The following is an 11,771-nucleotide window of genomic DNA, read 5'->3' on the forward strand; positions in this document are numbered from 1 at the left end:
GTGATGCGGCACTACTACTCCGTAGACGCCATCCGCGACGCCGAGGCGCCGCTGCTGGCCAGCCTGCCCGACGGCGCACTGATGCGCCGCGCGGCCTTCGGGCTGGCCGCCGAGATCATCGCCGAGCTGACCGCCCGCGCGGGCGGGGTCGCCGGCCGGCGGGTGTGCGCGGTCGTCGGCTCCGGCGACAACGGCGGTGACGCGCTGTGGGCGGCGACCTTCGTGCGCCGGCGGGGGGCGGCCGCCGACGCGGTGCTGCTCAACCCCGAGCGCACCCACGCCAAGGGGCTTGCGGCGTTCCGCAGGGCGGGCGGTCGCGTCGTCGAAAGCGTTCAGGCCGCAACCGATCTCGTCATCGACGGCGTGGTGGGCATCTCCGGGTCGGGCCCGCTGCGGCCGGCGGCGGCCGAGGTGTTCGCCGCCGCGGAGGGAATCCCGGTGGTCGCCGTCGACATCCCCAGCGGCATCGACGTGGCGACCGGCGCCATCGCCGGGCCCGCGGTGCACGCGGCGCTGACCGTCACGTTCGGCGGGCTCAAACCCGTGCACGCGCTGGCCGACTGCGGGCGCGTCAAGCTGATCGACATCGGCCTCGACCTGCCCGAGACGGATGTGCTTGGGTTCGAGGCCGCCGACGTCGCGGCGCGCTGGCCGGTACCCGGGCCCCACGACGACAAGTACACCCAGGGCGTGACGGGCGTGATGGCCGGCTCGGCCACCTACCCGGGCGCCGCCGTCCTGTGCACCGGCGCCGCCGTCGCCGCCACCTCCGGCATGGTCCGCTACGCCGGCAGCGCGCACACCCAGGTGCTGGCGCAGTGGCCCGAGGTGATCGCGTCGCCCACCCCGGCCGCGGCCGGGCGGGTGCAGGCGTGGGTCGTCGGGCCGGGGCTGGGCACCGACGAAACCGGGGCCGCCGCGTTGTGGTTCGCGCTCGAAAGCGACCTGCCGGTGATCGTCGACGCCGACGCGCTGACCATCCTGGCGGCGCACCCCGAGCTCGTCATGAGCCGCGCCGCGCCCACGGTACTGACCCCGCACGCCGGCGAATTCGCCCGGCTGGCCGGCAGCCCGCCCGGCGACGACCGGGTGGCGGCGTGCCGCAAGCTGGCCGACGCGTTCGGCGCGACGGTGCTGCTCAAGGGCAACGTCACTGTCGTCGCCGACCCCGGCGGGCCGGTCTACCTCAATCCCGCCGGGCAGTCCTGGGCGGCCACGGCCGGCTCGGGTGACGTGCTGTCCGGGATGATCGGCGCGCTGCTGGCGTCCGGGTTGCCGGCCGCCGAGGCGGCCGCGGCCGCGGCGTTCGTGCACGCGCGCGCGGCCGCGCTCTCGGCGGCCGACCCCGGCCCGGGCGAGGCGCCGACGTCGTCCTCGCGGATCGTCCCGCACATCCGGGCCGCCCTGGCCGAGCTGTAGCTCTCAGCCCTGCAACGAAAGGATCCATCGTGACCCTCAGCCACCCGTCCGTGCCCGCGCACTCCGTCGCTCCCGCCTACACGGGCCGCATGTTCACCACCCCCGTGCCGGCGCTGCGGCTGCCCGACGAGTCGATGGATCCCGAGGCCGCCTACCGCTTCATCCACGACGAGCTGATGCTCGACGGCAGCTCGCGGCTGAACCTGGCCACGTTCGTCACCACCTGGATGGATCCCGAGGCCGGAAAGCTGATGGCGGAGACGTTCGACAAGAACATGATCGACAAGGACGAATACCCGGCGACCGCGGCCATCGAGCAGCGATGCGTCTGCATGGTGGCCGACCTCTTTCACGCCGACCACCTGCGTGATGACGATCCGTCCAGCGCGATCGGGGTGTCGACGATCGGCTCCAGCGAGGCGGTGATGCTGGGCGGGCTAGCGCTGAAGTGGCGCTGGCGCCAACGGGTCGGCAAAGGCTGGGAAAAGCGGACACCCAAATTGGTGATGGGTTCCAACGTCCAGGTGGTGTGGGAGAAGTTCTGCCGCTACTTCGACGTCGAACCGGTCTACCTGCCGATGGAGGAAGGCCGCTACGTCATCACCCCCGAGCAGGTCATCGACGCCGTCGACGAGGACACCATCGGGGTGGTGGCGATCCTCGGCACCACCTATACCGGTGAGCTCGAGCCCGTCGCCGAGATCTGCGCGGCGCTGGACAAGCTCGCGGCCGGCGGGGGCGTGGACGTCCCCGTGCACGTCGATGCCGCCAGCGGGGGATTCGTCGTGCCCTTCCTCCACCCGGAACTGAAGTGGGATTTCCGGCTGCCGCGGGTGGTGTCGATCAACGTCAGCGGCCACAAGTACGGGCTGACCTACCCCGGTATCGGCTTCGTGGTGTGGCGCAGCGCCGAGCACCTGCCCGACGAACTCGTGTTCCGGGTCAACTACCTGGGCGGGGACATGCCGACCTTCACGCTGAACTTCTCCCGCGCCGGCAACCAGGTGGTCGGCCAGTACTACAACTTCCTGCGGCTGGGCCGTGAGGGATACGCCAAGGTGATGCAGAGCCTGTCGTCGACCGCGCGCTGGCTGGGTGAGCAGCTGGCCGAAGCTGACCACTGCCAGCTGATCTCGGACGGTTCGGCGATCCCGGTGATCAGCTTCCGGCTGGCCCGCGGTCTGGGTTACACCGAGTTCGACGTCTCCCACGAGCTGCGGGGCTTCGGTTGGCAGGTGCCCGCCTACACCATGCCCGACAACGCCACCCACATCTCGGTCCTGCGCATCGTGGTGCGCGAAGGGCTGTCCGCCGACCTGGCCCGCGCGCTGCACGACGACGCCCGTACCGCGCTGGCCTCGCTGGACAAGCTCAAGCCCGGCGGGCACTACAACGACGCCCAACACTTCGCGCACTGAGCCTCTCTGCTTGTCACATCCGTCACATTGGCCCCGGCGCGGGGGGATGTCTGTTTGTGCCCGCCTCCGAGCGACAAGCCGGGATGCGGTGGCGATTTGTCGCTGTGAGGCGGGCACACCGTGTGCCGCCCGGAACGGGTGACTCGTGTGACAGCTGAGGAGGAGCGGTTCTGCCCGAGGGGTTCTGGGACAATGGCGGGCGTGCCCGTTACGCCGATATCCCTGACGCCCGGCGTCCTCGCCGAGGCCGTGGTGGACCTGGGCGCCGTCGCGCACAACGTGCGGGTGCTGCGCGAGCACGCCGGCGGCGCCGGGGTGATGGCCGTCGTCAAGGCCGACGGCTACGGGCACGGCGCGACAAGGGTCGCAACGACGGCGTTGGCCGCCGGGGCGGCCGAGCTCGGGGTCGCCACCGTCGCCGAGGCCTTGGCGCTGCGCGCCGACGGGATCACCGCGCCGGTGCTGGCGTGGCTGCACCCGCCCGGCATCGACTTCGGGCCGGCGCTGCTGGCCGACGTCGAGATCGGCGTGTCCTCGGTGCGCCAGCTCGACGAGGTGATCGACGCGGTGCGCCGCACCGGGCGCACGGCGACGGTGACCGTCAAGGTCGACACGGGGCTGAACCGCAACGGCGTGGCCCCGGCGAACTACCCGGCGATGCTGACCGCGCTGCGCGCCGCCGTCGCCGAGAACGCCATCCGGCTGCGCGGGCTGATGTCGCACATGGTGTTCGCCGACCAGCCCGAGAACCCCGTCAACGACGTTCAGGCCCAACGCTTTTCCGACCTGCTCGCGCGGGCGCGCGCCGAGGGCGTGCATTTCGAGGTTGCGCACCTGGCGAATTCGTCGGCCACGATGTCACGTCCCGACCTGGCCTACGACCTGGTGCGCCCCGGCATCGCGGTGTACGGCCTGAGCCCGGTGCCCCAGCTCGGCGACATGGGGTTGATCCCGGCGATGACCGTGAAATGTCCCGTCGCGCTGGTCAAATCGATTCGCGCCGGCGAGAGCGTGTCCTACGGGCACACCTGGACCGCGCAACGCGACACCACCCTGGCGCTGATGCCGATCGGCTACGCGGACGGCGTGTTCCGCGCGCTGGGCGGGCGGCTGGAGGTGCTGATCAACGGCAGGCGCCGGCCCGGTGCCGGCCGAATCTGCATGGACCAGTTCGTCGTCGACCTCGGGCCGGGGCCGGTCGACGTGGCCGAGGGCGACGAGGCGATCCTGTTCGGGCCCGGCACTCGGGGCGAACCCACCGCACAAGACTGGGCCGACCTGCTCGGCACCATCCACTACGAAGTGGTCACCAGCCCCCGGGGGCGGATCACCAGAACCTACCGCGAGGCCGAAACCCTTGAGCCCTGACAAGACCCGCAGGCGTCGCAGGGGCAAAGCCTGGCTTGCGGGAGGGGCCGGGGTGACCGCCGTCGCCACCATCGTCGGAGCCTCCGCTCGCCGCTCGGTGACCCAGCGCGCGGCCCTGCTCGAAGACCCTTACGCGGAAGAGGATTTCGAGACGATCGACAAGGACCGCGCCTACGTGGTGACCACCCCCGACGGGGTGCCCCTGGCGGTCCGCGAGGCGGGCCCGGTCGACGCGCCGGTGACCATGGTGTTCGTCCACGGATTCTGCCTGCGCATGGGCGCCTTCCATTTCCAGCGCACCCGCCTGCCGAATCGGTTGTCCCCGCCCGTACGGATGATGTTCTACGACCAGCGCGGCCATGGACGATCCGGCGCCGGCCCGCCCGAGAGCTACACGCTCACCCAGCTGGGCGAGGACCTGGACAGCGTGCTGAAGGCCGCCGCCCCCAAGGGGGTGGTGGTGCTCGTCGGACATTCGATGGGCGGCATGACGGTGTTGTCGCACGCGCGCCAGTTCCCCGAGCGGTACGGCCGCCGGATCGTCGGCGCCGCGATCATCTCGTCGGCGGCCGAAGGGGTCACGCGATCGCCGCTGGGCGAGATCCTGAAAAACCCTGCGCTGGACGCGTTTCGGTTCACGGCCCGTTCCGCGCCCAAGCTGATGCACCGCGGCCGCAACGTGTCCCGATCGCTGATCGGCCCGATCCTGCGGGCCGCGTCCTACAGCGACCTACAGGTCAGCCGGAGCCTGGACGCGTTCTCGCAGCGGATGATGAACGGCACGCCGATCGACACCATGGTCGGCTTCCTCGACGCGTTGGAAAAACACGACGAGACCGCCGGGCTGTGGACCCTGCTCAAGGTCCCGACCCTGATCGCGTGCGGCGACCACGACCTGCTCACCCCCGACGAATACTCGCGCAAGATGGCGGCCTCGCTGCCGCGCTCCGAGCTGGTCATCGTCGCCGGGGCCAGCCACCTGGCGCTGCTGGACAAGCCCGAGGCGATCAACGACGGGCTGGTCCGGCTCGTCCACCGGGCCGTTCCGGGCGAGCTGGTGCTGCGGTACCGGCGATTGCGAGAAAGGTTGCGGCGCCGTGGTGGCTGAGGGGGGCACGGCCACGTGCGAGCGCGTCGAGGACACCGTCGCGCTGGGTTCGCGGCTGGGCCGGCAGCTGCGGGCGGGTGACGTGGTGGTGCTGTCCGGCCCGCTTGGTGCGGGAAAAACGGTGCTGGCCAAGGGAATTGCCGCGGCGATGGACGTCGACGGTCCGGTCACGTCGCCGTCGTACGTGCTGGCGCGGGTGCATCCGCCGCGCCGGCCCGGCGCGCCGGCGATGATTCACGTCGACATGTACCGCCTGTTGGATCATGGCGGCGCCGACCTGCTGGGGGAGCTGGACTCGCTGGACCTCGACACCGATCTCGACGACGCGGTCGTGGTGGTCGAGTGGGGCGAGGGCCTGGCCGAGCGCCTCGCGGAGCGGCACCTCGACGTCCGGCTGGAGCGGGTCAGCCACTCCGATGTGCGGATCGCGACCTGGGAGTGGGGCGCATGAGTCTCGTTCTGGCGCTGGACACGTCGACCCCGGCCGTGACGGCGGGCCTGGTGCGGGTCGAGGATCTGACCGTGCTGGCCGAGCGGGTCACCCACGACGCCCGCGCACACGCCGAGCGGCTGACCCCCAACGCGCTGGCCGCCCTCGCCGACGCCGGGTGCACGATGGCTGATCTCGACGCCGTCGTGGTGGGCTGCGGACCCGGCCCGTTCACCGGCCTGCGGGCCGGGATGGCGAGCGCCGCGGCGTACGCGCACGCGCTGGGCATCCCGGTGCGCGGGGTATGCAGCCTGGACGCCATCGGGGTGCGCACCACCGGCGACGTCCTGGTGGTCACCGACGCCCGCCGCCGCGAGGTGTACTGGGCGCGCTACCGCGACGGGTTCCGCCTGGCGGGACCGGGAGTTAACGCCCCGGCAGACGTCGACCCCGGTCCCGCCACGGCGGTCGCCGGCTCACCCGAGCACGCCGCACTGTTCGGCCTGCCGGTCAGCGGGCCCGCCCACCCGACGCCGGCAGGCCTGGTCGCGGCGGTGCCCGACTGGTCCGAGCGCCCGCTCCCGCTCGTCGCGCTCTATCTGCGCCGCCCCGACGCCAAGCCCCTGGCGGCCCCCCGATGACCGCCCCCAGCGAGCCCGTGACCCTCGGCGCGTTGACGCCCGGCGACGCCGAGCGCTGCGCCGAGCTGGAGGCGATGCTGTTCCCCGGCGACGATCCCTGGCCCGCGGTGGCGTTCAACCGCGAGCTGGCCGCCAAGCACAACCACTACGCGGCCGCCCGCGTCGGCGGCACGCTCGTCGGCTACGCCGGCATCTCGCGGTTGGGCCGCACACCGCCCTTCGAGTACGAGGTGCACACCATCGGGGTGGACCCGGCCTACCAGGGGCGGGGCATCGGGCGCCGGCTGCTCGACGACCTGCTCGATTTCGCCGCCGGCGGCGTCGTCTACCTGGAGGTCCGCACTGACAACGAGGCGGCCATCGCGCTGTACCGCAGCGCGGGTTTCGCGCGGATCGGCGTGCGCAAGCGCTACTACCGGGTCAGCGGCGCCGACGCGTACACCATGCGACGGGAGCCGCTCACATGATCATCCTTGCCATCGAAACCTCTTGTGACGAAACGGGAGTCGGCATCGCGCGCCTCGACGAGGACGGCACCGTGACGCTGCTCGCCGACGAGGTGGCGTCCAGCGTCGACGAACACGTCCGCTTCGGCGGCGTCGTCCCCGAGATCGCGTCGCGCGCGCACCTGGAGGCCCTCGGCCCCGCCATGCGCCGCGCGCTGGAAACGGCGGGGCTGGACAGGCCCGATGTCGTCGCGGCCACGATCGGGCCCGGGCTGGCCGGCGCCCTGCTGGTGGGAGTGGCTGCGGCCAAGGCGTATTCGGCCGCCTGGGACGTGCCGTTCTACGCCGTGAACCACCTGGGCGGGCACCTGGCCGCCGACGTCTACGAGCACGGACCGCTACCCGAGTGCGTGGCGCTGCTGGTGTCGGGCGGGCACACGCACCTGTTGCACGTGCGCTCGCTCGGCGAGCCGATCGTCGAGCTGGGCAGCACCGTCGACGACGCCGCCGGCGAGGCCTACGACAAGGTGGCGCGGCTGCTGGGGCTGGGGTATCCGGGCGGCAAGGTGCTCGACGACCTGGCCCGCACCGGCGATCCCGAGGCCATCACGTTCCCGCGCGGCATGGCCGGTCCTCGCGACGACCCCTACGCGTTCAGCTTCTCCGGGCTCAAGACCGCCGTCGCGCGCTACGTGGAAAGCCACCCGGACGCGCCGACCCCCGACGTCGCCGCTGGCTTCCAGGAGGCCGTCGCCGACGTGCTCACCGGAAAGGCGGTGCGCGCGGCGACCGAGCTGGGCGTCTCGACGCTGCTGATCGCCGGGGGAGTGGCCGCGAACTCGCGATTGCGGGAGCTGGCCACGCAGCGCTGCGCGGCGGCCGGCCTGACGTTGCGCATCCCCTGCCCGCGGCTGTGCACCGACAATGGAGCGATGATCGCCGCCTTCGCCGCGCACCTGGTGGCGGCCGGCGCGGCCCCGTCGCCGCTGGACGTCCCCAGCGACCCCGGCCTGCCGGTGGTAAAAGGCCAGGTGGGCTGATGTTCGCTCAGCGCGGACACGCCGAGACGCCAGAAGCAGCGGGGCGGCCTTGAGTGCTAGCACTCGCATGTATAGAGTGCTAGGTGGCAATCGGCCGAGCCCCTGTGTCGGCACCCGCGACGACGGCGCGAGGGCACGGACGACTGCCGAATCCCTTGATAATTCCTGGGCAACCGCCCCGGACCCGATCTAACTATTGGAGGGCTCCAATCGTGGCGAAGGTGAACATCAAGCCACTCGAGGACAAGATTCTCGTGCAGGCCAACGAGGCCGAGACCACGACCGCGTCCGGTCTGGTCATTCCTGACACCGCCAAGGAGAAGCCGCAGGAAGGCACCGTCGTCGCAGTCGGCCCGGGCCGGTGGGACGAGGACGGCGAGAAGCGGATCCCGCTGGACGTCTCGGAGGGTGACACCGTCATCTACAGCAAGTACGGCGGCACCGAGATCAAGTACAACGGCGAGGAGTACCTGATCCTGTCCGCGCGCGACGTGCTGGCTGTCGTATCCAAGTAAGGACCGTGTTCCGCCCCGGCGATCCCCGCGCATACCGCGGGCGATTTCCGGGGCGGCATGCGTTCGGCGTGAAGGAGCCTGATGAGCAAAGTTATTGAGTACGACGAAAAGGCGCGGCGCGCCATGGAGGCCGGGGTCAACAAGCTCGCCGACGCCGTCCGGGTGACGCTCGGGCCGCGGGGCAGGCATGTGGTGCTGGCCAAGGCGTTCGGCGGGCCCGCGGTGACCAACGACGGCGTCACCGTCGCCCGCGAGATCGACCTCGAGGACCCGTTCGAGAACCTGGGCGCCCAGCTGGTGAAGTCGGTGGCCACCAAGACCAACGACGTCGCGGGCGACGGCACCACCACCGCGACCGTGTTGGCGCAGGCGCTGGTCAAGGACGGGCTGCGGATGGTCGCCGCCGGCGTCAACCCGATCGCGCTGGGCGTCGGGATCGGCAAGGCCGGCGACGCGGTGTCCGAGGCGCTGCTGGCGGAGGCCACCCCGGTGTCGGGCAAGGAGGGCATCGCGCAGGTGGCGACCGTGTCGTCGCGCGACCCGCACATCGGTGAGCTGGTGGGCGAGGCGATGACCAAGGTCGGCGCCGACGGCGTCGTCAGCGTCGAGGAATCCTCGACGCTGTCCACCGAGCTGGAGTTCACCGAGGGCGTCGGCTTCGACAAGGGCTTCCTGTCGGCCTATTTCGTCACCGACTTCGACTCGCAGGAGGCCGTGCTCGACGACCCGCTGATCCTGCTGCACCAGGAGAAAATCAGCTCGCTGCCCGACCTGCTGCCGATGCTGGAAAAGGTCGCCGAAGCGGGCAAGCCGCTGCTGATCATCGCCGAGGACATCGAGGGCGAGGCCCTGGCGACGCTCGTCGTCAACTCCATCCGCAAGACGCTGAGAGCCGTTGCCGTCAAGGCACCGTTCTTCGGTGACCGCCGCAAGGCGTTCCTCGAGGACCTGGCGGTCGTCACGGGCGGGCAGGTGATCAACCCCGACGCCGGGCTGCTGCTGCGCGAGGTCGGCGCCGAGGTGCTGGGCTCGGCCCGCCGCGTGGTGGTCAGCAAGGACGACACCATCATCGTCGAGGGCGGCGGCTCCAAGGACGCGGTCGCCAACCGCGTCAAGCAGCTGCGCGCCGAGATCGAAAGCAGCGACTCCGACTGGGACCGCGAGAAGCTGCAGGAGCGGCTGGCCAAGCTGGCCGGCGGCGTGGCCGTCATCAAGGTCGGTGCCGCCACCGAGACGGCGCTCAAGGAGCGCAAGGAAAGCGTCGAGGACGCCGTCGCAGCCGCCAAGGCCGCCGTCGAGGAGGGCATCGTCGCGGGCGGCGGCACAGCGCTCATCCACGCCCGCAAGGCGCTGACGGAGCTGCGCGGGACGCTCAGCGGCGACGAGGCGCTCGGCGTCGACGTGTTCTCCACGGCGCTAGCGGCGCCCCTGTACTGGATCGCCACCAACGCCGGGCTGGACGGCTCGGTCGCCGTCCACACGGTCAGCGAGCTGCCCGTCGGGCAGGGCCTGAACGCCGAGACGCTCGAATACGGCGACCTGCTCGGCGCCGGCGTGATCGACCCGGTCAAGGTGACCCGGTCGGCCGTCGTCAACGCGGCGTCGGTGGCGCGGATGGTGCTGACCACCGAGACTGCGGTGGTCGAGAAGCCCGCGGAAGCGGACGATGACCACGGCCACGGGCATCACCACCACTAAGAGCGCCTGGTAACGAAGCGCCCCCGGTCAATCGGCCGGGGGCGCTTCCTCTTGGTGATCGCAAGAATCTCGCAAGTAGTCTGCGGGAATCTGACCACCATGAACACCGCTCACAACCTGAAAGAGGTCGTCGCCGTCGCGCTGCTATCCGGCGCCGTCGCGGTGGCGAGTTCATGCATGGCCACAGGTGTCGCCCGGGCCCAGCCCGGTTGCGCGACTCAAACCTGTTGGTGCCCAGGCAAACCCCTACCGTCATCCAATGCACCGATAACTTGGGACATGAGTGTCTGCCATGACTGGCACTATGCCTGGCACGACAACCCGGCCGCGGGCAACCAGGTCTTAGAAGGCCCGCTGGACTGCGGTTACGGGCCCGGCTTCCTACCTCAGTGCAAGGGCTGACGGGCTTACATCCCGCACCACCGCGACGTCATTGGTCAAGAAGCCGGTCGAGGCCGACGATGACCACGACCACGGCCACGGGCATCATCACCACTGCCCGTCAGGGTTGACGCATCACCGCGTTCGGGTGCAGTGTGATACTCGTCATATGACCACTGGTCATACCGGGCGGAAGGCGAGAACTCATGACCACGAGGGACAAGTACACGGACGTCCCCGAGCCCTACTCGTGGACGGTCCCCAGTGCCGGCGATGCGCGCTTCACCTGGGAGTACGACGAGGGTCGCGCCCGGCTCCTCTCGCTGTACCAAAAGGGAAAGGACAAGCAGTGGGATGCCCAGTCGCGCATCGACTGGGCGCAAGACGTCGATCCCGACAACCCGGTCGGGCTGCCCGACGAGTTCCATCCGCTGTTCGGCAGTCCGGTGTGGGAAGCCGCAGACGAATCGCGTCGCGCCGAGATGCGCCGGCACTCCCAGGCCTGGAACTTCTCGCAGTTCCTGCACGGCGAGCAGGGGGCGATGGTGTGCGCGGCGAAGATCGTCGAGGTCGTCCCTGACTTGGACGCGAAGTTCTACGCGGCCACCCAGACCATGGACGAGGCCCGGCACGTGGAGGCGTTCTCGCGGTTCCTGCAGGAGAAGGTCGGTCTCGTCTACCCGATCAACAAGAACCTGACCCAATTGCTGGACGACACCCTGCGCGACTCGCGTTGGGACATGCCGTATCTCGGCATGCAGGTCCTCATCGAAGGGCTCGCACTCGCCGCCTTCGGGACGCTGCGCGACTTGGCGCCGCCGGACTCGCTGGCCAAGCAGTTGCTGGCCTACGTCATGCAGGACGAGGCCCGGCACGTGGCCTTCGGCCGAATCTCGTTGAAGGACTATTACTCCGCGCTGACCGAGGCCGAGCGCGACGAGCGCGAAGAGTTCGTCGTCGATGCCTGCTACCTGATGCGCGACCGGTTCCGCGGCGAGGAGGTTTTCGAAACCCTGGGCCTCGACGTCAAAGCGTGTGCCGAGTGGGTCGACACGTCGCCGCTGATGATCCAGTTCCGCTCGCACCTGTTCAGTCGGATCGTGCCGATCGTCAAGGACATCGGGTTATGGGGCGACAAGGTGCAGAAGGCCTTCACGGAGATGGGCGTCCTCGACCTGGCGGGCTCCAACATCGAGGCGCTGATGAAGGCCGACGAGGATCAGGCGGACGCGCTGGACAAGGCGCACGCCGAGATGGCCGACCGGGCGCTCGAAGTGGACCAGGTGATCGCGGCGGGCGCGAGCTGA

At 70.5% G+C, this 11,771-nt stretch carries 11 protein-coding genes; all 11 read left to right on the forward strand.

From position 1 onward, the window contains the following. The first annotated feature begins 3 nt into the window (after positions 1–3). The 11 genes from AC5Y7V_RS06670 (at position 4) to AC5Y7V_RS06720 (ending at position 11,771) form a co-directional block, all read left to right on the forward strand. Entirely contained in the window at positions 4–1,419 is a 1,416-nt protein-coding gene (locus AC5Y7V_RS06670) for an NAD(P)H-hydrate dehydratase (RefSeq protein ID WP_499879629.1), read from the forward strand. 29 nt (positions 1,420–1,448) lie between these two features. Continuing rightward, entirely contained in the window at positions 1,449–2,837 is a 1,389-nt protein-coding gene (gad, locus tag AC5Y7V_RS06675) for a glutamate decarboxylase (RefSeq protein ID WP_499879243.1), read from the forward strand. Between the two features lie 201 nt (positions 2,838–3,038). Continuing rightward, positions 3,039–4,205: an alanine racemase gene (gene alr, locus AC5Y7V_RS06680; protein WP_499879244.1), complete on the forward strand. Its 1,167-nt coding sequence runs from the start codon at positions 3,039–3,041 to the stop codon at positions 4,203–4,205. Between the two features lie 52 nt (positions 4,206–4,257). Then, a complete protein-coding gene (locus AC5Y7V_RS06685; RefSeq protein WP_499879245.1) occupies positions 4,258–5,313 on the forward strand; it encodes an alpha/beta fold hydrolase in 1,056 nt (351 codons plus the stop codon). Further along, complete coding sequence (gene tsaE / locus AC5Y7V_RS06690; RefSeq protein WP_499879246.1) at positions 5,306–5,764, forward strand: tRNA (adenosine(37)-N6)-threonylcarbamoyltransferase complex ATPase subunit type 1 TsaE; 459 nt, start codon at positions 5,306–5,308, stop codon at positions 5,762–5,764. The genes AC5Y7V_RS06685 and tsaE overlap by 8 nt, the downstream gene beginning before the upstream one ends. Then, positions 5,761–6,384: a tRNA (adenosine(37)-N6)-threonylcarbamoyltransferase complex dimerization subunit type 1 TsaB gene (gene tsaB, locus AC5Y7V_RS06695; protein WP_499879247.1), complete on the forward strand. Its 624-nt coding sequence runs from the start codon at positions 5,761–5,763 to the stop codon at positions 6,382–6,384. The genes tsaE and tsaB overlap by 4 nt, the downstream gene beginning before the upstream one ends. Beyond that, entirely contained in the window at positions 6,381–6,851 is a 471-nt protein-coding gene (rimI, locus tag AC5Y7V_RS06700; protein WP_499879248.1) for a ribosomal protein S18-alanine N-acetyltransferase, read from the forward strand. Before tsaB ends, rimI begins: the two co-directional genes overlap by 4 nt. Beyond that, positions 6,848–7,870: a tRNA (adenosine(37)-N6)-threonylcarbamoyltransferase complex transferase subunit TsaD gene (tsaD, locus tag AC5Y7V_RS06705; protein ID WP_499879249.1), complete on the forward strand. Its 1,023-nt coding sequence runs from the start codon at positions 6,848–6,850 to the stop codon at positions 7,868–7,870. The genes rimI and tsaD overlap by 4 nt, the downstream gene beginning before the upstream one ends. A gap of 212 nt (positions 7,871–8,082) precedes the next feature. Beyond that, on the forward strand, positions 8,083–8,385 hold the full coding sequence (gene groES / locus AC5Y7V_RS06710; protein WP_007167930.1) for a co-chaperone GroES: 303 nt from the start codon (positions 8,083–8,085) through the stop codon (positions 8,383–8,385). 81 nt (positions 8,386–8,466) lie between these two features. Further along, positions 8,467–10,083 (forward strand): chaperonin GroEL, encoded by a 1,617-nt coding sequence (gene groL, locus AC5Y7V_RS06715; protein WP_499879250.1) that lies wholly within the window; start codon positions 8,467–8,469, stop codon positions 10,081–10,083. Between the two features lie 587 nt (positions 10,084–10,670). Beyond that, positions 10,671–11,771 (forward strand): ferritin-like domain-containing protein, encoded by a 1,101-nt coding sequence (locus AC5Y7V_RS06720; RefSeq protein ID WP_499879251.1) that lies wholly within the window; start codon positions 10,671–10,673, stop codon positions 11,769–11,771.

This window comes from Mycobacterium sp. NGS34 (assembly GCF_059812845.1).